General features: G+C 67.3%; 22 protein-coding genes and 3 tRNA genes. 9 read left to right on the top strand and 16 right to left on the bottom strand.

Translation table 11 applies throughout. The annotated features are described in order from the left end of the window. Positions 1–16 precede the first annotated feature (16 nt). Positions 17–1,003, top strand: a complete 987-nt coding sequence (locus DPM12_RS05175; protein WP_112257477.1) for a rod shape-determining protein — start codon at positions 17–19, stop codon at positions 1,001–1,003. Between the two features lie 159 nt (positions 1,004–1,162). Beyond that, positions 1,163–1,765 (top strand): VanZ family protein, encoded by a 603-nt coding sequence (locus DPM12_RS05170; RefSeq protein ID WP_123788480.1) that lies wholly within the window; start codon positions 1,163–1,165, stop codon positions 1,763–1,765. Between the two features lie 90 nt (positions 1,766–1,855). On the opposite strand, the gene DPM12_RS05165 is transcribed toward DPM12_RS05170, so the two are convergent. From DPM12_RS05165 to DPM12_RS05155, 3 genes are all read right to left on the bottom strand, one after another. Beyond that, a complete protein-coding gene (locus tag DPM12_RS05165) occupies positions 1,856–4,741 on the bottom strand; it encodes an FtsW/RodA/SpoVE family cell cycle protein (RefSeq protein ID WP_211658467.1) in 2,886 nt (961 codons plus the stop codon). Between the two features lie 10 nt (positions 4,742–4,751). Then, positions 4,752–6,023: a hypothetical protein gene (locus DPM12_RS05160; RefSeq protein WP_112257229.1), complete on the bottom strand. Its 1,272-nt coding sequence runs from the start codon at positions 6,021–6,023 to the stop codon at positions 4,752–4,754. A gap of 130 nt (positions 6,024–6,153) precedes the next feature. Then, positions 6,154–7,068 carry an ATP-grasp domain-containing protein gene (locus DPM12_RS05155; protein WP_112257228.1) on the bottom strand — a complete coding sequence of 305 codons (915 nt, stop codon included), beginning with the start codon at positions 7,066–7,068 and terminating at the stop codon, positions 6,154–6,156. Positions 7,069–7,156: 88 nt separating this feature from the next. Here DPM12_RS05155 and DPM12_RS05150 point away from each other — a divergent pair, with 88 nt between their 5' ends. Continuing rightward, positions 7,157–7,756, top strand: a complete 600-nt coding sequence (locus DPM12_RS05150; protein WP_211658465.1) for an LOG family protein — start codon at positions 7,157–7,159, stop codon at positions 7,754–7,756. Here the strand turns inward: DPM12_RS05150 and DPM12_RS05145 are convergent. Next, positions 7,743–9,962 (bottom strand): MMPL family transporter, encoded by a 2,220-nt coding sequence (locus DPM12_RS05145; protein WP_112257227.1) that lies wholly within the window; start codon positions 9,960–9,962, stop codon positions 7,743–7,745. The two genes, DPM12_RS05150 and DPM12_RS05145, sit on opposite strands and share 14 nt — an antisense overlap. Positions 9,963–10,063: 101 nt before the next feature. Here DPM12_RS05145 and DPM12_RS05140 point away from each other — a divergent pair, with 101 nt between their 5' ends. Next, complete coding sequence (locus DPM12_RS05140; protein ID WP_112257226.1) at positions 10,064–11,260, top strand: sensor histidine kinase; 1,197 nt, start codon at positions 10,064–10,066, stop codon at positions 11,258–11,260. Further along, positions 11,212–11,859 carry a LuxR C-terminal-related transcriptional regulator gene (locus DPM12_RS05135; protein ID WP_112257225.1) on the top strand — a complete coding sequence of 216 codons (648 nt, stop codon included), beginning with the start codon at positions 11,212–11,214 and terminating at the stop codon, positions 11,857–11,859. Before DPM12_RS05140 ends, DPM12_RS05135 begins: the two co-directional genes overlap by 49 nt. 46 nt (positions 11,860–11,905) lie before the next feature. Here the strand turns inward: DPM12_RS05135 and DPM12_RS05130 are convergent, their stop codons facing one another. Continuing rightward, complete coding sequence (locus DPM12_RS05130; RefSeq protein ID WP_112257224.1) at positions 11,906–12,454, bottom strand: DUF488 domain-containing protein; 549 nt, start codon at positions 12,452–12,454, stop codon at positions 11,906–11,908. A gap of 163 nt (positions 12,455–12,617) precedes the next feature. Between DPM12_RS05130 and DPM12_RS05125 the strand changes: the two genes are divergently transcribed. Continuing rightward, complete coding sequence (locus tag DPM12_RS05125) at positions 12,618–13,580, top strand: trypsin-like peptidase domain-containing protein (RefSeq protein WP_170313667.1); 963 nt, start codon at positions 12,618–12,620, stop codon at positions 13,578–13,580. A 121-nt stretch (positions 13,581–13,701) separates the two neighbouring features. Here the strand turns inward: DPM12_RS05125 and DPM12_RS23085 are convergent, their stop codons facing one another. The 8 genes from DPM12_RS23085 to DPM12_RS05085 all read right to left on the bottom strand — a co-directional run bounded on the left by DPM12_RS23085 (position 13,702) and on the right by DPM12_RS05085 (position 18,152). After that, on the bottom strand, positions 13,702–14,076 hold the full coding sequence (locus tag DPM12_RS23085; RefSeq protein WP_158542754.1) for a VOC family protein: 375 nt from the start codon (positions 14,074–14,076) through the stop codon (positions 13,702–13,704). A gap of 138 nt (positions 14,077–14,214) precedes the next feature. Further along, on the bottom strand, positions 14,215–14,838 hold the full coding sequence (locus tag DPM12_RS05115; RefSeq protein WP_123788482.1) for a transmembrane-type terpene cyclase: 624 nt from the start codon (positions 14,836–14,838) through the stop codon (positions 14,215–14,217). A 45-nt stretch (positions 14,839–14,883) separates the two neighbouring features. Beyond that, positions 14,884–15,807: a UbiA prenyltransferase family protein gene (locus DPM12_RS05110; protein ID WP_112257221.1), complete on the bottom strand. Its 924-nt coding sequence runs from the start codon at positions 15,805–15,807 to the stop codon at positions 14,884–14,886. A 16-nt stretch (positions 15,808–15,823) separates the two neighbouring features. After that, a complete protein-coding gene (locus tag DPM12_RS05105; protein WP_112257220.1) occupies positions 15,824–16,597 on the bottom strand; it encodes a class I SAM-dependent methyltransferase in 774 nt (257 codons plus the stop codon). A 231-nt stretch (positions 16,598–16,828) separates the two neighbouring features. Further along, the gene (locus tag DPM12_RS05100; protein WP_112257219.1) at positions 16,829–17,080 is read right to left on the bottom strand and encodes a type II toxin-antitoxin system RelE family toxin; all 252 of its coding nucleotides are present in this window, start codon (positions 17,078–17,080) and stop codon (positions 16,829–16,831) included. Further along, a complete protein-coding gene (locus tag DPM12_RS05095; protein WP_112257474.1) occupies positions 17,077–17,349 on the bottom strand; it encodes a type II toxin-antitoxin system Phd/YefM family antitoxin in 273 nt (90 codons plus the stop codon). Before DPM12_RS05095 ends, DPM12_RS05100 begins: the two co-directional genes overlap by 4 nt. Before the next feature lie 189 nt (positions 17,350–17,538). Then, entirely contained in the window at positions 17,539–17,874 is a 336-nt protein-coding gene (locus DPM12_RS05090; protein WP_158542753.1) for a type II toxin-antitoxin system PemK/MazF family toxin, read from the bottom strand. Then, positions 17,871–18,152 carry a hypothetical protein gene (locus tag DPM12_RS05085; RefSeq protein ID WP_123788483.1) on the bottom strand — a complete coding sequence of 94 codons (282 nt, stop codon included), beginning with the start codon at positions 18,150–18,152 and terminating at the stop codon, positions 17,871–17,873. The genes DPM12_RS05090 and DPM12_RS05085 overlap by 4 nt, the downstream gene beginning before the upstream one ends. A gap of 690 nt (positions 18,153–18,842) precedes the next feature. Here DPM12_RS05085 and DPM12_RS05075 point away from each other — a divergent pair. The 3 genes from DPM12_RS05075 (at position 18,843) to DPM12_RS05065 (ending at position 20,100) form a co-directional block, all read left to right on the top strand. Continuing rightward, positions 18,843–19,079 (top strand): antitoxin, encoded by a 237-nt coding sequence (locus DPM12_RS05075; protein ID WP_112257216.1) that lies wholly within the window; start codon positions 18,843–18,845, stop codon positions 19,077–19,079. Continuing rightward, positions 19,066–19,446, top strand: a complete 381-nt coding sequence (locus DPM12_RS05070) for a type II toxin-antitoxin system PemK/MazF family toxin (RefSeq protein ID WP_112257215.1) — start codon at positions 19,066–19,068, stop codon at positions 19,444–19,446. Before DPM12_RS05075 ends, DPM12_RS05070 begins: the two co-directional genes overlap by 14 nt. An 81-nt stretch (positions 19,447–19,527) precedes the next feature. Further along, positions 19,528–20,100: an HD domain-containing protein gene (locus DPM12_RS05065; RefSeq protein WP_211658462.1), complete on the top strand. Its 573-nt coding sequence runs from the start codon at positions 19,528–19,530 to the stop codon at positions 20,098–20,100. A 151-nt stretch (positions 20,101–20,251) separates the two neighbouring features. Here DPM12_RS05065 and DPM12_RS05060 read toward each other — a convergent pair. The 3 genes from DPM12_RS05060 to DPM12_RS05050 form a co-directional block, all read right to left on the bottom strand. Further along, positions 20,252–20,323, bottom strand: a tRNA-Val gene (locus DPM12_RS05060). 34 nt (positions 20,324–20,357) lie between these two features. Continuing rightward, positions 20,358–20,428, bottom strand: a tRNA-Cys gene (locus DPM12_RS05055). A gap of 30 nt (positions 20,429–20,458) precedes the next feature. After that, positions 20,459–20,530: transfer RNA gene (locus DPM12_RS05050), tRNA-Gly, on the bottom strand. Positions 20,531–20,706: the final 176 nt, after the last annotated feature.

The raw sequence follows: 20,706 nt of genomic DNA, 5'->3' as shown, positions 1-20,706 counted from the left end.
AGGGTTGGAGGTGACGGTGGGTGGCTTCGGTGTAGATCTCGGGACCGCAAACACTGTGGTTGTCCAGCCCAAACGGGGCATCGTGTTCGACGAGCCGTCGGTCATGCTTGCCCGGGCAGACGAGCCCACGGTTCCCATCCTCGTAGGCGAGGACGCACGCCAGCTCATCGGCCGGACGCCCGTGGGCTTTCAGACCGTGCGGCCCCTCCAAGACGGTGTGATCGTCGATCTGGAATCGGCGCGCTCATTCATCGTCGCCATCCTTCGCAAGGCGAGACAGCACGTGTGGTCCGGGCTGCGCCGCCGTGCCGTCATCGGGGTTCCCACGGGAGCGACGACCCTGGAATGCCGGGCCCTGCTGGAAGCCGGACACGAGGCTGGCCTGCGCAAGGTGGCGCTGCTGCCCGAGCCAGTCGCCGGGGCGCTCGGATCCGGCATCGACCCGCTCGAACCGCGCGCCCACCTCGTCGTCGATGTCGGCGGCGGCACGGCGGAGATCACCGGATTCTGTTACGGCGGCATCCTGGCCTCGCGCACCTGCCGCGTGGCGGGCGACGAACTCACCCGGACCTTGTCACAGTACTTGCGCTCCGAGCATCAGCTGGTCGTCGGCGACCTGACGGCGGAGAACCTCAAAGTGGCCATGGACGCCCTGGCCGATCCGCCGCTGATCGTCGAAGGCCGCGACGGCGCAACCGGCCGCGCCCGGCTCGTGACGCTGGAAAACGACGAGGTCAAGGAAGCTCTCCGGACCACGGTCGACGAGATCGTCCAGACATTGACCAGCTGCCTGGAAGACCTGCCCGCGCAGGCGGTGGGTGACATCATGAGCCACGGCGTGCTCGCCATCGGCGGAGGCGCGCTGATGTCCGGATTCACCCAGCTGCTCGAAGAACACTTCGGCTTCCCGGTGAAGCTGGCCGACCGTCCCCTGACCTGCGTGGCCGAGGGGGCCAGTGTCGCCATGATGCACCCGGAGGTGCTGGCCGCCTACGGCGGCTAGCGGAGTTCGCGCGCCTCCCGCATGACCGAATTCCGTGTGCCGAACCGGCCGCTATCACGGCCGTTATTCCTCGCACGCCGCGTGTAGCCCGGCCGGTTTCGATGCCAGGCTTGGACACACCCACTGTGGAAGATACATGTGAGTTGCACCGTGGAACAGATGACGCGTGCCTTCAGTCAGAGTGTTCCGACCATCACATTTCTCTTTGTGGTGGTCGTCGTCGTTGCGCTGTCGCTGACGTACGTCAGCCACCGACGGCAGGGTGGCGTCTCGGTACCCCGAGTCGTTTCCTGGGCGGGAGTGGTCATGTCGGCCGGCATGGTCCTGGCCGTTACTCTCCTGCCTGCGTATGACGACAGTCGTCGTCATCTCGAGCTGGTTCCGTTCCGGCGGGTGTTCGATGAGTTCGCGCGGGACATGGCGCTGGTACAGATAATGGCAAACACCGCGCTTTTCGTGCCGTTGGGATTCTTCCTTGCGTTGACGCTCACCGGCGGCCTGCGGATCCGGACGGCGGTGGCCATCACGATCGTGGTTCCGCTGAGTATCGAGCTGATCCAGTACGTGTTCGTGGCGGGACGCGTGGCCTCGGCCGAGGATTGGCTCGTGTGTTCGGTGGGTGGCCTGGGCGGGCTCGCATTGGGGCACGCGGCCCGGCGCGTCGTCGTGAACTGGCACGTCCGTTCGCGTTCTGGCGGCGTCGATCGTCAGCGCCGACTTCGACACCCAGACATGCAGGAATACGGCCAGAACGGCGAGTAAGCGCATGTTTCGGCATCGAAGTGGGCGCTGAGGGCTCCCAAAGGCGCGATGCAGTCGTGATGCAGGCGCAGATCCGCGGCTCCACCGGCTCTACTGCTGCTCGAAGTAGGCCTGAAGAATCTCCAGCGCCGCCGGGCCGGACGTAGTGGAGCCCATTCCCCCGCCACGGACGTACACGGTGGCGACGACGTCGGGATCGTCTATCGGTGCGACGGCGGTGAACCAGGAGTCCGGCTCGCTCGTCGGCGACGCCGGATTCTCCGCCGAACCCGTCTTGCCACCCGCGTCGACCGGGAGCTCATTCAACAGGGCTGCCGTGCCGCCCGAACCGGCCGCGCGCATCCCGTCCCGCACGGGGTCAAGGCGGTCGGCGAAGGATAGCGATTCGGGCTCGGATGGCTCGATCTCCTCGTCGCCAGACGACGCCGCGAGCTGGGGCGTGACCATCTCACCGGTGGCAATCCCGGCGGTCCAGCGCGCCACCTGCAGCGGTGTGGCCACGACTGGCCCCTGGCCGATTCCCAGCACGACCGTGGCACCCGGATACCACGTGCCGCCGGCCTCCTCGACGGACTCGGGCGTGCCGAGGACACCGGCGCTCTCGGCGGGCAGATCGATGCCGCTGCGCTCTCCGGCCCCGAGCTGCTGCGCGACAGTGGTGAGCCGGTCCGCCCCGAGCTTCCAGGCGAGATCGTAGAAATAGACGTTGTTCGACCACGCGATCGCCTGGACGAGATCCTGCGGCGGCATGGGACGCCAGTTCTCGAACGTGTGCCCTCCCAGCGTGTAGGAGGCCCCGGTGGGGACAACCCGATCCGGAGGCAGCGCCTCGTACTCGGCGTTGGCTGCCGCCGTGACGAGTTTGAAGGTGGACCCCGGTGGTGCAGCGTGCTGAATGGCCTGGTGAAACAGCGGCTGCCCGGGAGCGTTGATCTCCTCCTGCAGCCGATCCCGGTCGATCGGCGGTGTGTAGACGTTGTTGTCGTAGGCCGGGATTCCCGCCATGGCCAGCACCGCGCCGGTGCGCGCGTCCATGAGTACCGCGGCGCCCACGTCGCCACCGCTCTCCTCCATCGCCGTGGCCACCGCGTCATTCGCCACCTCTTGCAGGTCGAGGTCCAGGTTCAAGTGGACGTCGCCGCCCGGCTCCGGATCGGTCCGCCCCGCAGCGGCGACGGGGCGGTTCTGCGGGTCGACGTACACGCACTGTTCGCCGTCGGTGCCCCGCAGTGTCTCGTCGTACTGCCGTTCCAGGCCCGCCTGTCCGACGGTGGCGCCCAGCGGCAGGTCCGGCCATCGATCCATGTCTTCGGACGTTCCGACGCCGACGAAGCCCAGCATCGGCCCCAGCAGCCGCCCGTGCGGATAATCTCGGCGTTCCGACGGCGCCACCAGCACGCCCGGCAGATCCGCATCGATCAGCTCCGCGGCCGCGTCCGGTCCGACCGTGGCCACGGTGACGTCGAGCTCCTCCCCCTTCCCGGCGAACTCGTCGTGCAGATCGTCGGAGGACCCGTCCACCATGGACGCGAGATTCTCCACCGCGCCGGCATTATGATCCGGGAACAGACCGGGAAGCACCCGCACGTCGTACTGGTCCGCGTTGGAGGCCAGCACCTCGCCGTTGCGGTCCTCGATGACGCCACGCTCGGCCGGAAGCCGAAGGCAGCGCATCATCTGTTCCTCGCTGACCGCTCGCAGTTCGTCGCTGCGGACGTCCTGCGTGTGCCAGGTGAAATACGCCAGCCCGAACAGGTTCGCCGAGAGGACGAGCGCCCCGACACGCGCGAACCGGGGACGTCGCTGACGCTCCGGTGGTGGATCCCACAGCGACCAGCGGGTATACGTGTGCCGCCGGGCCGCGAGCACCAGGCCGAACGCGAGCAACAGCGACGTGGCGGCCGTTCCGCCGTAGCTGAACAGCGGGATCGGCAGGCCGGTGTGTGGCGCCAGGCCCAGGTTCGCGGCGATCGATACCACGGTCTGCACGCCCAGCAGCGCGGCGACACCCCCGGCCAGCAGGGCGCCTTCGGACAGCTGCGCCTGCCGGCTGATCAGCGCTGCCCGCCACACCAACGCGAGAACGGCGAGCGCGACCGCGACACCGGCGAGCAGGCCCCAGCTGTGCACGATACTGGCGAACGCGAGATCGTGCTGGGCTTCGGGAATGTACTCCACCCGCAGGTCATGCAGGGGCTCGTCGGCGCTTCCGGAGAGCCCGCCCACCGCGACGGCGATCTCCGCTTGCAGCATGGCCCATCCGGGACCGCTGGCACCGCGCTCGCCGGAGACGAAGGCTTGCAGCCGCCCGAGCTGGTAAGGCTCGAGGAACAGCACGGCCATGGGCAGCACCGCCAGCGCCGCACCGAACAGGGGCAGCAACGGAACGAGTGGCACCCGGGCGAGGATCACGACGAATGCCGCCATGGCGGCGAGCACCAGGGCAGTTGAGAGATCCGGCTGGAGGACGATTAGCCCGACGGGAGCGGCCGCGAGGCCGAGGGCGACGAGGAACCGCCGCCTCGTGTATCCCTGGCCCAGCAGGGTGGCCAGGACCAGAACCACAGCGACCTTTGCCAGCTCGGATGGCTGAACGGTGGTGATGCCCAGGTCGAGCCACCGGCGGGCGTTGCGCGCTCCCCCGTCACCGGCCAGCACCGCGAGCAGGCCGGCGAGCGCGAGCGCATACATCCCCCACGCGAGCAGCGGGAGCCGGGCGAAGCCGAGCCGCGCGGCGACGGCCATGACCACCAGGCCCCCGCCGACGATGACGACGTGGCGCAGCGCCAGGTTGCTGGCGCCGATGGTGATGAGATTGAGGGCACCGAGCCCGGCGAGCACGAGCACCGCGCCGAGTACCACGGGATCGACCGCGCGTACCCGGCGGTTCTTCATCGTCGACGTGGCCTCGCCCGGAGGGTGGCGCAGGACAGGGCGAACTCGCGGTCCCCACGGTCCGCTCGTGTGCACAGGCATGTCGTGACTCTCAACACGTGCCGTCGTCCTCGGGGATCAGCAGCGGCGATGACGACGCATTGGCAGGCGATTCGGTCACGGCCATGATGGCGAGCGCCGTTCCGGATGGAACGTCCACTTGGGAATCACCCCACACGCTGGTCCAGCCAGCCTGTGCCGTCACCGTGACACCCGGCTGGGTGGCGACGTCCTCGCCGCACCGGTCCACGACATCGAACGACCACGTCACCTGCCGGCTGGAGGCCGCCGGCTCCAAGTCGACTTCCACCCGTACCGGGCACGGCTGGTCGGCCTCGCAGGTGCCGTCGGCTGCTTCGAGGCTCACCTCGTTGATCGCCCCGGCCGACTCCGGTGCTGGAGGTTCGACGTCGGCAAGCGCCGACTCGTCGTCGGTGGTGTCGCCGTCGCCTTCCCCGGCCTCGCCGTCGTCATCCTCGGACTCGGGTGGAGGCGACACCGGATCGATCTCCGTCGGTGGTGGATTGGAGGCACCGAACAGCTCGTCCCAGCCGTCTTCCAGTTCTGCCCAGACCCGGGGAGCTCCCCACCAGCCGGCGACGACGACCGCGGCGGCAACGGCGGCGGCCAGCGGCACCTTCCACCCCCTGCCTCGGCGCCGGCTGTGAAAGATGCGCCGGCGGGGCATCCGCTGCGATCGCGGGAGTTTGGTGATCCGTGGCATGACGGCGGGCGCCGGGGCCGGTTGGATGACCTCGGGCCGGCGCGCCGCGTCTTCGCTGCCGCGTTCGAGACCCAGGCTCGCCGTGACCAGCGCGCCGAGCCCGCGCCGCACGTGCCGCACGCGTGGCCCGGCCTCGCCGTTCAGGAGCTCCGCGGCCACCTCGTTCACCCGATTGGCCAGGCTGGTGAGGTTTCCGTTGGCATCGCCGAGCCGCTCGATGTGCGACACGGCATCCCGGCGCTGCGCGCTGCCGTTGCGGACGTTGCCGATCAGCTCGTCCAGGAGTGCTGCCGCGGCGTCGCTGGCGCGCTGCGAGCCGTCGTACCACATCGGGGCGAACCCGACGTGGCCGGAGCTCGTCAACCGGACCGAGCCGGTGTCGAACACGACGCCGTCCGGTCCGAGCCGCCGCAGCGCCTCGACACCGCCGATGACGTCACGGGCGAGCAATGCGGCCTGGGCGGGTGTGAGGGTGGCAACACCGAGTAGCTGACGTAATGGGACCGCGTCTTCGGGCATCACGGGGGTGTCCCGCGTGGCAGAGGACGGCTCCCGGTCGGCTTTCTTGCGGCGAAACTTCCACAACGCGCCCTTGGCCATGGCTGCCCTTCGACGAAAGCTGCTGCCTCGGCCCCCTTCGTCCATTGTCCATGTACGGGCTGGCCCCCGCCTACCGTTTGCCCAGGTGTTCTCGCTCTGCGGGCGAAAATGTTCCCATCTTGTGATCTTGCTAGGTGGCCTGACGGCTCGACGGGATCCACCGCATCACGGCGTCGGCGAATCGCTCCGGCGCGTGGTGACCGTGCGCGAAGAACAGGCTCGGCTCCGTGAGTTCGAGTTCGAGCAGCATCGGCGAGCCATCGGCACCCGGCAGGAGGTCTACCCGTGCGTAGAGCAGCTCGCGCGCCGTCGGCACGGCAGCCAGCACCAGCTCGGCGACCTTGTGTTCGAGCTCCGAGGGTGTCCGCGACGTGATCCGCTCGCGCCGGTAAAGCCCGGCGACGCCGCGGTCGGGGCCGTCGAGCATCGGCCCCTTGCGGATGGCATGGCTGAACTCGCCGCCGAAGAAGAGCATGGCCGTCTCGCCGAACGCGTCAACGGTGGACAGGTACGGCTGGACCATGACGGTGGCGTTTCGATCGTGCAACCGGGCGACGTGTTCGCGAGCCAGGGCCAGGTGCGACTTGTCGTTGACCCGGTAACGCCCGGTGTCCACAGATCCGGCGCCGACCGCCGGCTTGATCACGTACTCACCTCCGGAGGCCAGCCGATTCCACGGGTGACCGCCCTCACCGGGAAGGTGCACCGGCGCGCCGGGCTCAAGCCACTGCGTGCGCACCACCGGCACCCCGGCGGATTCGAGGTCGCGGAGATAGCGCTTGTCCGTGTTCCACCGGATGATCTCGGCCGGGTTCAGCACGGCGGGCACCGAGTCCGCCCATGCCAGGAACTCGTCCCGGCGCGGAGGGTAGTCCCAGGTCGAGCGCAACACGGCGAGGTCGAATCCCAACCAGTCCACGCCGGGGTCATCCCACACCATCGGCACGGCGTCGACACCCCGGGCGCGCAGGGCTTCCAGGACGAGCCGATCGTCCTCGTCCAGATCGGGAAGCTCCGCACACGTCACCAGCGCGATCCGCGTCATAGGCACCTCTCCCCCGTTCGATCGTGCACTACGGCGACGACTCTACGGGATGGTCCGCGGCGTTCGAACGTGTGCCTAAACTACGTGGGTGACCGATTTCGACCCTGCCGATGCGAATCCTGCCGGCCCCGACGGAACCAGACGAGCCATCCGCCGGATCTGCGTGTTCTGTGGATCGACGCCGGGCAGACGCGCCGAATACCAGACCCTGGCCGAAGAGCTCGGCACTCGCCTGGCCACCGACGGGTTCGGGCTCGTCTACGGGGGCGCGCACGTCGGCACGATGGGCGCGGTGTCCGGCGCTGCGCTGGCCCGCGGCGGCGAGGTGATCGGGGTGATCCCGCAGTCGCTGGTCGACCGGGAGGTCGCCCGGCACGACGTCACCGAGCTGCACGTCGTCGACACGATGCACGAGCGCAAGGCACTGATGAATCAGCTATCCGACGCGTTCATCGTCCTCGCCGGCGGGCTCGGCACGTTCGAAGAGCTCTTCGAGGTCGCCACCTGGTCCCACCTCGGCTTGCAGTCCAAGCCCGTGGTGCTGCTGGACCGCAGCGGCTACTTCGATCCCCTGGTCACCATGCTCGATCACGCGCTGGCCGAGGGATTCCTCAAACCCGCGAGCCGGGCACTGATCCAGTACGCCACCGACGTCGACCAGGCCTTAAAGCTGGTCAGCTCCCGCTGAGAGCCTGCCCGGCGCCAACTGGTAGCCGTGACGGCCACCAGTTGGCCCGGCCGAGCAGGTTCATCACGGCTGGCAGCAGCAAGATCCGAACCAGCGTCGCGTCGATCGCGATGGCCGCGGCCAGGCCGACACCGAGCTGTTTCATCTCGATCAGGCTCAGCGTGGCGAAGATCGAGAAGACGGCCACCATGACCGCCGCGGCGCTCGTCACCACACCGGCTGCGCGGGTGACTCCGGCGCCGATAGCGTCCCTTGTGCGCAGCCCCGTCGACGCCGCCTCGCGGATCCGGCTCACCACGAACACGTGGTAATCCATCGACAGGCCGAACAGCGCCACGAACAGGAACATCGGAACCCAGTTCACGATGTGTCCCGTCGAGGTGAAGGAGAGGACCCCTTCTGCCCAAGCGTGCTGGAAGACCAGGGTCAGCACTCCGAACGCGGCTGCCAGAGACAGCACGTTCAGGGCACCCGCGACCAGCGCGACCACCACCGATCGGAAAGCGAGTGCCATCATGCCGACGGTCAGGACAACGACGAATCCGATCACCCACGGCATCCGTTCGGCCTGGTGGCTCGTGTAATCGATGTTGTCGGCGGCGGCTCCACCGACGGCATACTCCGCTCTGGCTACGGGGCCGAGAAACTCAGGCAGGAGCTCACCCCGGAGCACGGACAGAGACTCCTCGGCCTCCGGAGCGTCGATCTCGTGCGGGAAACCGATCTCCATCGCCGACACCGTCCCGTCGTCGGAGGTGCGGATCGACGGACCGGCGTCGACGGCGAACAAACGGTGCTCACCGGCTCGGGCGTGAAGCTCCGTCAGCGCCGCGTGTACAGTCTCGGCCCGTTCGGCCGGAGCGTTCACGACCACCTGATGCGCGTCCCCCTCCCCGGGAAACGCCTCGACCAGCCGATCGTATGCCTGTACCACCGGGATCGTCCGGGGCAGATCGTCGGTGCTGCTGTTCTTCAAGCTCATACCGAAGGCGGGCAGGGCGAGTGCAACCAGCGCGGCGAGCGTGACGGCGAGCGTGACTCGCGGGGCCCGTAGCGCCGGCGCCAGCAACACCCGCCAGGCTCGCGGCTCGCCGCGCGAGGCGGTCAGCCGCCACAGCACCGGTATGCGCGGGCGATCCACCGCACGGCCCAGTTTGACCAGCAACGCCGGGAGCACGGTGACCGAGCCGAGCATCGCAACCGCCACCGCGAGAATGACCCCCGTACCCAGAGCCCGGAAGATGGCGTCGTCGGCCAGGTACAGGCCAGCCAGCGCCGTCAGCGTGGTCAGGCCGGACACCACCACCGCCCGGCCAGACGTGGCCGCAGCCAGCCGCACCGCGTCTACGGTGCCCGCTCCGCGGCGGCGTTCTTCGCGTTCGCGGCGAAGGTAGAACAGGGAGTAGTCCACTCCCACGGCCAGCCCGATCAGCACGATGAGCTGCGGCACGGTCCCCACATCGGGCACCGCGTGAGACACGAACGCCCACAATCCCGTGGCCACGCCCACCGCCGACAGTCCCAACAGCAGTGGCACTCCGGCGGCGACCAGCGCGCCGAACACCACGAGCAAGATCGCCAACGTCACGGGCACGCTGAGCATGCCCGCGTTCGCGAGATCCTCGTTGACCACCTCGTCGATGCCGCGCCCGATCGATGCGTCGCCCACGGCCTCCACTCGCAAGCCAGGGTATTCAGCACCGACGTTTTCCAGCTCGGCCAGCACGGCAGAGACCCGGTCCGTGGCGTCGTCGCGTTCACCGGCGAGCGCGACCGGAAGGAGCAGCGCCTCGCCGGCCGGCGCCGGCATCGCCGAGCCGACCTCGGCCACCTCCGGCAACTCGCGCAGCCGGCCGGCCGTCTCTTCGGCTGCGGCCGCGGCCGTTGCGCGGTCCCAGCCGTCCCGCGAGGTGATCAGCACGCTCTCGGTGGCCGGGCCGGCCAGATCCGCGTTCTCGATCATTCGTTCTGCCTGGCCGGACTCGCCGACGCCGAGCTCACTACCGGTCGCCTGTTTCGTCTCCACGGTCCCGCTCAGGACGACGGCGATGACGACGAAGGCCAGCCAGCCCCCGATTGCCCACCAGGGATGCCTGATGCTCCACTCGGCCGCCCGGCCAGCGCGTGGCCCATTCGGGGTTGTCGAGCTGGGTCCCGTCGTCGAGCTCGGCCCCGTGTTCGTCACGTCGATGCTCACAACGGCCATGTTCGTCACGGCCGGGCACCATGGCAGTGGGGAAGCCTCACCAATTGACGGTGGGCCTTACCCTACCGCGCGAACTCGCGTGATGCGGTAAGAATGTACCCATGCCGTCGTCGGCTGCCCGCCCTTTCCGGTGGCGCCTCACCCTGCTGGGCTGGACGTTGCCCCTGCTGGTGATGAGCCTGCCCGTCAGCCTCCCGCTGTTCCTCGTGAGCATCGTCGGGATACCGCTGATCGGTGCGTTCGGGGTCGGCATCGCGATGATCCTCGCAGCGGCGTGGCTGACCCGCGTGCTCACCGACGTACACCGGTGGATCTTCGCCAGCGCGCTGGGAGTGACGATCTCGCGTCCCTACGTGTGGCCCACGGCTGCGGCGCAACCGGGCCGGCGGATGCCCCCGGGACATCCCGGAGCGAAGGTGATCGCGCTGGCACGCGACCCCGCCACGTGGCGAGACCTGGCGTGGCTGCTGGTCAACGCCACGCTCGGGTTCGTGACCTACCTCGTCGTGATCACGCTCTTCGCCCTCTCCGTCCTCCCGCTGTGGTGGTGGCTCGTCCCGCCGCTCATGCGCGGCTACGCCCGCCTGTCCGGCACGCTCCTCGGCCCGACCGGCGCCGCCTCGCTCGCCGCTCGGGTGCAACAGCTGACCGACTCGCGCGCCGAAACCGTGGACGCGCAAGCGGCCGAGCTGCGGCGGATCGAACGCGATCTGCACGACGGCGCCCAGGCCCAGCTGACATCGCTCGGCATGAACATTGGCATGGCCGAAGAACTGCTGCGTACCGATCCCGACGCCGCTGCCCGGTTGCTGGCCGAGGCCCGTGAAGGCAGCGGACAGGTGCTCGCCGATCTGCGCGACCTCGTGCACGGCATCCACCCACCCGTGCTCGCGGACCGGGGACTGTCCGGTGCCGTCGAGGCACTCGTGCTGGCACATCCGTTGCCCGTCGAGGTGGAGGATCGCGTGGCCGGCCGGCCACCGGCTCCCGTGGAATCGGCGGCGTACTTCGCCGTGGCCGAGACCCTGACCAACATCACCAAACACGCTCGGGCGTCATCGGTTCAGCTCACGCTCGACCATGACGGTGGCCGGCTGCGCATCGCCGTCCACGACGACGGCCGGGGCGGCGCCGTCGCCGGCAGCGGCGGGGGCCTGCATGGCATCGGCCGGCGGCTGTTCGCGTTCGACGGTACGGTGAACATCGACAGCCCTGAAGGTGGCCCCACCACCGTGACCATGGAGATCCCGTGCGAGTTGTCCTCGGCGAAGACCACGCCCTCCTCCGAGACGGGCTGATGCGATTGCTGACGGCCCACGAGTTCGACGTGGTCGAGGCCGCCGACACCGGGCTCACCCTGCTCCGTGCGCTACGCACGCATCGGCCCGACGTCGCGGTCGTCGACGTGCGACTACCACCCACCTTCACCGACGAAGGTCTGCGAGCCGCGATCGAAGCGCGGCACGAGATACCCGGGCTGCCGGTGCTCGTGCTGTCCCAGTACGTCGAGCCGTTGTATGCCCGCGAGCTCATGGCCGACGGCTCGGGCGGGGTCGGCTATCTGCTCAAGGACCGCGTCTCGCAGGTCGGGGAGTTCGTCGACGCGCTGCGCCGCGTCGCGGGCGGCGGCACCGCCATGGACCCCCACGTCGTGTCCACGCTCATCGGTGGCCAGCACAGCCGGCTCGAATCCCTCACGGCGCGCGAACACGAGGTTCTCACCTTGATGGCCGAAGGGCGCACCAACTCCGCCATCGCATCCGCCCTGTTCATCACCGAGAAAGCCGTCGGCAAGCACATCGCCAACGTCTTTCACAAGCTCCACCTGAGCGAATCGCCCGACGACAACCGGCGGGTGCTCGCCGTACTGGCATATCTGGACGGCCGCCCCGGCTGACCGGCTTGGCCCCGCTGACGGGACTGGCCGCCCAGGCACGCGGTGCTTATTCGTCGATGGGCAGGGTGTCCGGCACGTCGTACACGGGCCAGCCGTCCTCGTCGCACCGCATCGTCAGCCGCGGCCGGTAACGATCGCGCTTGCCGACATCGAGCAGGTGCTCCACCTCGGTGCCCCGGCAGGCGAGTGCGTCGGCGATGAACGATCGGTGGCAGCGCCACCACACCGTTTCCGCGCACATCACCGCAAGCCGCTCGCCCTGTGCGGCCCGGCTCCGTAGCGTCTCGACGGCCTCCCGGAACTCGGACGTGTCCATGTGATCGGCGTATCCCTGGAACGAGGCATTGACGAGCGCGCCGTGCCGGCTCTGCTCCCGGCGCGAGCGGCGCCCGCCGAGGCTGTCCCCGTGCCACTCGTATCCGATGCCGGCGCCGTTCAAGCTCGCGGCGAGCGCCTCCTGGCCGAACTGCGGGTGACGCCGCGATCCGGGAAACCGGCGCACGTCGACGACGGTCGAGACCGCCGCCTCACCGAGCACGGCCAGCAACGCGTCCCCGGAGCGCGCGCCGTGACCGACGGTCAGGACGGCAGCCACGGCTGTACCTCGCTTCGTTCGGCTGCCATGCGGATCACGCCTTCATGCTAGGGCGAGAAGCACGTCGGCGTCCGCATGGCGACGCGGGAACAATCTCCCGGTGTTCCGGGTTTCCCCGGTACTCGACCAGGCCAGCGATCCGGTCACGTATGGGGGTGACATCGTGAACGACCAGACCGAAGCTTCCGATGGCGAGGCGCTGGATGCGTACTCGCGTGTCGTCACAGGCGTCGCCGACGAACTCCTCCCCCACGTCGCCAGCGTGCGTATCCAGGGCTCGCACGGCGGCGCCCGGAACGAGAGCGTCGGCTCCGCCGTCGTCTTCACCGACGACGGCTATCTCATCACCAATGCGCACGTGGCGGGCTCCGGTAGCCGGGGCGTCGCGGCGTTCGCCGACGGCGCAGAGACCGAGTTCGACGTCGTCGGCGTAGATCAGCTGTCCGACCTCGCCGTCGCCCGTACACGAGGACCCGTGGTCGGCCCTGCCCGGTTCGGCGAGGCCGACGGCCTCCGGGTGGGACAGCTCGTCGTCGCCGTGGGGAGCCCGCTCGGCCTGGACGGCTCGGTCACGGCCGGCGTGGTCAGCGGCCTCGGCCGTTCCCTTCCCACGCGCAGCGGGAGGGCAACGCGCCTGGTCGAGGACGTCATCCAGACCGATGCTGCGCTCAACCCGGGCAACTCCGGAGGTGCGCTGGCAGATGCGAGGGGGCACGTCGTCGGGATCAACACGGCCGTCGCCGGCATCGGACTCGGCCTCGCCGTCCCCATCAACACGACCACCCGCCGGATCATCGGCACGCTCATGCGGGACGGCCGCGTGCGCCGCGCCTACCTGGGCCTGGTGAGCACCCCGGTGCCGTTGCCCGCCTCGCTGGCCGAACGTACCGGGCAGCGGCAGAGCCTGCGCATCGTGCAGATCGTGCCCGGCTCCCCCGCCGATCGTGCCGGGCTCAAGGCCGGTGACCTGGTTCTCTCCGCCGGTCGTTCCCCGGTCGCCGATGCACAGAGCCTGCAGCGGCTACTCTTCGATGAGGCGATTGGCGAACCGTTGCCCCTCACCGTGTTGCGCAATGGTGCGATGGTCGACGTCATCGCGGTGCCGTCGGAACTCGAACCCGCGTAAACGGTCACGGGCGTCGTCGTCCAAGCGCGACGAACCCCTCGTGGCCCCAGAACACCGACATTGTCGAGGTGATGACCTGGACGATGTCGGTGTTTCGCGTCAGACCGGAATCACGCCGTTCTCACCGCCCGCGTTCCGCCGCGCTGCGGAGTACACAGAACTCGTTGCCCTCGGGATCCGCCAGAACCGCCCAGCCGGTTCCGTCCTCGTTGCGCCGGTCATCGACCATCGTGGCGCCACTGCGCAGCAGTTCCGCAACCTCCTGCTCGCGGAGCTGGTGCGGGCGCAGGCACAGGTGGAGACGATTCTTCACCGTCTTGGGCTCGGGTACCGAGATGAACAGCAGCTCCTGTGCGTCATCTAGCATCACGCCCACTTCCTCGTCACCGGGTTCGTTGTCCGGATGGATCGGACGTCCGAGCACGTGTGACCAGAAAGTCGCGAGCCGGTACGGGTCGGCGCAGTCCACAGCAATGTTCTGAATGAGCGATGTCATCTCCGAAGTCTGGGGTGCGCCGTGCGGGAGCGCGACATGTTTTTCGGGGAACGATGACGCGGCGTCCCCACCAGGCTCTGAAACGCCTGGCGGGCTGTGGCCGCCTTGCCGGCACCCATATGCCCGCGGGAACCGCCGTCATGCGGCACGCGTCCTGGCGAGCATGACGATGTAAATGACGTCGAGGACGAAGACGCAGACTCCCAATGTCAGCAGCAGCGAGCTGCCGAGGTCCAGAAATACCAGCACCGTCACGGCTGCCGAACCGAGCCACTTGGATGTCGCGATCACCAGCGACTGGCCGGCTCGGCTGCCTCTGCGGGCCAGCATCGTGATGAACGCGACCGACATGATGACGTTGACGACGAAGGCGGTATACGTGTCCATCGGAAGGTCCGGAAATTCCCGGGCTGCCGAATACTGGGTAACGAACGAGATCGCTACGAGCAGGACGCCCCACGGGATGAACCACCGCTGGTGCACCGACGCGGGGAACTCTTTGCGGCCGAACGCGAAATACGTATAGAGAATGACGACGTCGAAACAGAACCAGACCACGTTGATCGCGACTTGCAGCCCGAACCGTCCCGGCACCAGGAAAGCGAAAATGAATTCCCACGTGATGTTCAGGGCCAGCGCGGTCAGCGGCATGCCATAGGTCTTGTCCCGGAAACCGCGGTGGATGATTCCGAGGTACGCCACCGTCCAGGCAAGCCCGGTGATGACGGCTAGCGCGTTCTCCACCATGTCGATGCTTTCCAACCGACGATCACCCCCAGCGCGGCCTGACAGGTTCCGACGTCCGTGTTAAGCGAACACCACCACCGCGAACGGCAGCGACAACTGGAACAGGAACAGCAGGCCCAGTTCGGCGAACCAGCAGAACCGCTGGCTCGTCCTCAGCAATTCCGGCCGAAACAGCACGGCGCACGCCATCGTGGCACCGGCGATACCGAACAGGACCGCCACCGCTCGCAGTGGTGGTTCGATCGCAGAACTCCCCACCGCGTCGACGGCGACGAACAGGATCAGCCACGGCACGAGGTAGCCGGTGATGCCGGTCGCGTGAACCGCCCGCCTCGGAAACTTCATAGCCAGCGAAGTGCCGCCGACCAGCGCGTCACCGGCAACGTCCTTGATGTCTTTCAACGGGATCACCAGCAGGTGATGGAGGAAGCAGACCGAGCTGATGAGGACGACGACTCCCGGTGCCAGCGGCGTGCAGCTCAGAATGAACCAGATCCCACATACCGTGGCGCTGACCAGGGTCAGCGGTCCCAGCAGCCAGTGCCGCCCCAGCCGGACACCGGGACAGGAATACGCGACCGAGAGTGCCAGATGCAGCCCGAGCATGATGTATCCGAGGACGCTGTACGCCAGGATCGCGCCACACAGCAGCGCGCCCAGAAAGCACGCGACAACCACGAACCAGCCCTGGCGGATCGAGACCCGGCCCGACGGGAACGGGCGCTCCGGATGGTTGACTCGATCGGCGTCGACGTCGGCGATGTCGTTCAGCACGCTGCACAAGCCCTGCGCACACAGCCCGAACAGCCCGGCTACCAGGATCCGGAACGAGTCTGGCGCACCGCCGCTCGCCAGCTCGCCGAACATGTATAGCGCCACGGCCTGGGCCACGATCACGATCGTGATCTCCCAGCGGCACGTAATCGTTTCTAACCAGGCAGGTACCGCGATCCGGCGTGGGCGCGGCGGATTTCGGACTGCCATCGGCTGGCCCCACCCCTCACTCGGGCTTCGGCACCATCAGCAGACCCGCCATGCCCAAGTCGAGGAACTCCGCTCCCGGGTACTCCCGTTGCGTGGCGATCCAGGCCGCACGCGGAAAGTCGTACGTGGCCGTGTAGTCCTCGTACAGTGCCTGGAATGCCGGCTCGGACGGGAACCGGTAGAGCGGCAACGCTCGGGCAACGCCGATCAGTGGCGGAATCCGGCCCGCCTTCACGTACGCCAGGCAGAGCCGGGCAAAGCTGGCAAGCACGGGTCTCGGACCGATCGAACCGGCAGGGCTGTCCGGCCGGGTCAGCACGTCGATGAAAACGACGCGCCCGCCCGGTTCCGCGAGGTCGTACAGCGCCCGCACATACGTCGCCGGATCGCCCATGTACTCGGCGACGAAGCTGCTCGCGACCACCTGAGCTTGCGGGAGTTCGTCCTTGACGTCGAGAAAGTCGGCCCGGATCACGTCGAGCCTGGAGCCCGGCCGATCGTGCAGCGTTCGTGAAAGACGGTCCCGGCACGTTTCCGCGGCAGCCGAGATCTCGACGATCGTGACCTCACGCATCGCCGGACGGCGGCGAAGCACCTGATGCATCCATAGCCCGGTCGCGCCGCCGATCTCCAGGATGCTGTGTGCCTTCGCAGGAATGTGATGGAGCATCAGCCGACCGAGGTAGCGTTCATTTCCCCCGAACCGGTCCGTGAAGTATCCCTTGTCGACCAGGGCGTTATAGGCGTGCGCGATCTGCTCTCGCGATGACTCGAACCTCGGCCTTGGCATGTTCGGCCCCGGAAAGCGGCGACAGTGACATTCCACCCGCTTGTGCCAAACGGTACTTGTCGGGCAGTCGGCTAACTGTCACTATTGCCGACGCCGCCACGACGGTCAATAGGTGTCTCCGTGCTGCTGCCACCGTCCCCCGGCGACCGGCACCACGACATCGGGGCACGGGCTCACCCCTTGAGCACCGGGCCTTGGCCGCCAAGGCGCCGCGTGCCCTCGCGCATTCGTCTACCGATATGCGTCACTGCGTTTGGCTACGGTGAAGATCGTCAGGGTTTGGTCGGCCTCGTTGATCTCGTACACGATCCGGTACTGGCCGAACCGGATGCGGTAGTCGCGACTACCACCGGCGAGCTTCTTCGCGCCCTCTGGCCGCGGTTCACTGACCAGGCCGATGATCTTCTGTAGGGCAGTTTCAAACGCATCACGGGGAAGTCGTTGAAGCTGCTTGAGAACGTCTGGATGGAACTCAACCCTCACGACGCGAGAACCTCATCGGCGCTCACGCCGAGAGCCTCCATCATCTCTGCCAAGGACATCGCCGAGAAACCCTCAGCCCGCATGTCCCGCAGCCGCAGGGCGTCGGCGACGTCGGCATGTTCGTGCAGACGTTCGTAATCGGCCATCGAGATGATGACAGCAACCTCAGTGCCGCTGTCGGTGATAATGGCCTCTTCACCGGACATGGCGACTTCCCGGACCACCGAGCCGAGACTGCCGCGCAGCTCGCGCAGGCTGTGTGCACTCATGTTCAACATGTTACACACCCGCACGTGGCGTGCAAAACCGCCGTCACCGGACAGCGGCTGACGTGCTGGCTGATATCCGCGACGACGAAGACTAGTGCCACCCTACGTACTCGACACCTCGGCAAGTGTCGAGTTAGTCAGCCGTACGGCGCGGGGCGCCGAGCTGGCCGTCGTCCCGAAGCGCAGCTCCTATGGATGGAACCACTCACGGATGTACCGGAGTATCGCGCCCACGGTGACGTCGTCGGCCTGGCTGATGTGGTGGACGAGGCGTTCGGTTGAGATCGCGCGCACGCCTTCGGTCATGGCCCAACTGTCGCGCACGAGACCGCCGTCGTCGGCGATCTTAATGTGGTGAGGAAGGTTGCGGTCCCGGCTGGTGACGGGCACGACGATCGCCTGATGGATCGGCATCCTGGCGAACTGGGCACCAGATACTACGACGATGGGACGTGTCCCGGCTTGCTCGGTGCCTACCGTGGGAGACAGCTTGGCCAGCCAGATCTCACCCTGGCTGAGCTTCACTGCTGGTACTCCGGCCACTCTTCAGCCGCCTGGTCGTCGGCGTCGGCCGTCGCCGTCTCCCAGCTCTCAAGCTCGGACATGTAGTCCGCCCATTGTTCGGGGTCTTGCTGTAGGCGGGCATATCCCGCGTTGATCTCAGCCCACATCTGCTCGCGCGTTGCTCGCTCAGCGAAGTCTGCGAGGAGCGCGCGCATGGTGGTGTGGCGAGAGCGGGCGACCTTGGCGAGTTGGTCGCGTACCTCCTTGTCGACCTTGATGGTTGCCAGAGTCGCAGTCATACCGATAAGTATACCCATTCGAGCACCCCAATCGTGAACCCTCGCAAGGTATACCGATGCGGTAACCGCTTCAGGAAAGGGAGGCGGCGGGCCGCGTCCCTTGGTGGGCGTGCAGCCTTGATGTCTAAGAGGTCAACTCGGCAAACGGGTCAGATCACACGTGCAGACCGTCAACCGGCTCCAACGCCTGCTCGCCGAGTTGATCCCGTGAACAGCGAAGAAGGACATCACCGCCGGGCAGGCCAAGGCGATGCGCGCATCCGTGCGACCACGCGACCTTCTCGGCACGACCCGACGCCGCATCGCCACTGACAAACTCACCAACCTCATCGCGATCGAGAAGAAGATCAAGACACAGTGACGACCACACCCGCTGAGTTCCTAAGCGTCGCGGTCGAGGGCGCCCGCGTCTCGGCCGATCCAGTCGTCTGGAGGTTCGAAGGCTCTGTGTCTATCTGGGCGCAGTGACGCATGTCGTCAGGTCCTGACTATCTCGCACCAGCTATCGCCGAATTCTCGCGAGTGCCCGATCATCGGCAGATCAGTGCGTTCTACTGCACACCTGTGTAGGGCGATCAAGCAGGTGCTGACAAAGATCCGTCAAGGACCGACCGCTTCAAGCCCCACCATGGCATGGTAAATTTTGGCGCTACATTGTGTCGCCATACAACATCGCCATACTATGGCGACATGAACGCCGAAACCGCGACGATCAGGGTGAGCCGGGAAACGCGTGATCTCCTGGCCGAGCAGGCACGAGAACGGGGCGTGTCGATCTCGGCGATGCTAGCGGACATGGCTCGACAGGTGAGGCGAGATGCGATCTTCCGTGCGGAACGCACCGCCGTGCTTCAGGACGCTGCTTCGGCCGACGTGAAGACCGAGGACGAAGACTGGGAAGAGACTCTGACTGATGGCACCGACTGAGCCGCGTCGGGGCGAGTTGTGGCTTGTGTCGCTCGGTACGGCTCGTCAGGGTGAGCCGGGCAAGAACCGGCCCGTAATCGTGGTGTCTGTTGATCAGATCAACGCTGGCGTACCTGATGAGCTGTTGGTGGTCGTGCCCGTGTCGAGTTCACGGACGGCTTCGCCTTTGCGGCCGGAGGTGTCACCGGGCGAGGGAGTCGAGCAGACCAGCGTGGCGGTTGTTCGAGCTATGCGGGCCGTGTCTCGAAATCGCTTCCTTCACCGGCTGGGCAACGCAAAGCCAGAGACCATGACTAGCGTCGAAGGCGCATTAGGCATGATCTTGGGCATCGAGATGGCCGGTGGCGCCGAATACGAAGCTGATTAGACGCTCGACATGGCCCGCACGACGCGGCGGGCCGCGTCCGCTGGTGATCATGTGCCTGTGTCGTGGCATACGCTCGTGGTCATGAGCGAGGACGGGAGTCCGGCCGGGGCGGCAACGCTCGCCAGGCAGCATATGTCGTCGATGGGTGATCGCTGGGCGCATGTGCTGGCGGTTGGGTCGCTGGCGGCGAAGCTGGCAGCACAGACGCGACACGTGCCTGACGTGGTGGTGGCTGCGGCATGGCTACACGACATCGGCTACGCACCGCACGTGCGCTCGTCGGGCTTTCATCCGGTCGACGGCGCCGACTTCCTGGCTGCCCGGCATGCTCCGAGTGAACTGGTCTCCCTGGTGGCGTATCACTCGGGAGCGGCCTACGAGGCAGAGGAACGGGGCCTCGCGGCCAAGCTGGCCGCGTTCGGCGAACCGGAACAGACCAACCTTGACATGCTCACGCTGGTGGACATGAGCACCGGCCCAACCGGCATCCGGGTATCCGTGCATCAACGGCTGGCCGAGATCCTGACCCGCTACGACACCGACCACCCGGTGCATCGGGCCATCACACGCTCGCGTGAATCGCTGATCGAGTCATGCGTGCGGGCGGCTCGTCTGCTGGACCTATCCGATGAATGGGTCTTCGCGCCGGTCTAGATATTTCGAGCATCGTGCTCGACTGCCGTCACGACCGCACGACCCTGTTGATTCCTCGGCACGTTGACATCACCAATGTCGCCGATGCGTGCCACCCGACCATTCGAATGCAAAGAAAGTGAGAAAGCCTTCTGACATCGGATGGTGGGTGTGGGCGATGCTGGGATTGAACCAGCGACCTCTACCGTGTCAAGGTAGCGCTCTCCCACTGAGCTAATCGCCCGTTGCTGGAGTGTTGATTGACAGTCACTCAAGCGAGGTGGAGACGGGATTTGAACCCGTGTAGACGGCTTTGCAGGCCGTTGCCTCGCCTCTCGGCCACTCCACCGAGGTGAGGCCTTGGCGGGGCCTCTCTCCGAGCGGACGACGGGATTCGAACCCGCGACCCTCACCTTGGCAAGGTGATGCGCTACCGCTGCGCCACGTCCGCGTGCAACTCCGTTCACCGTGCCGGTCCGGTGAACGCGGCTGCGGATAGAACATTAACCCATTGAGGGCCTCGAGGCCAAACAGGTAGGTCGCACGAGGGGAAGCTCCCGGCCGGTTCGTGACGCTCCATCGGACTCGCGCGCGACTCCGATGGAGCGCAGGTGCCACATTCGCCCG

The sequence above is a fragment of the Phytoactinopolyspora halophila genome (genome assembly GCF_003287285.1).
In the GTDB taxonomy this organism is placed as follows: Bacteria; Actinomycetota; Actinomycetes; order Jiangellales; family Jiangellaceae; genus Phytoactinopolyspora_A; species Phytoactinopolyspora_A halophila.
This window is presented reverse-complemented; position numbering and strand designations above follow the sequence as displayed.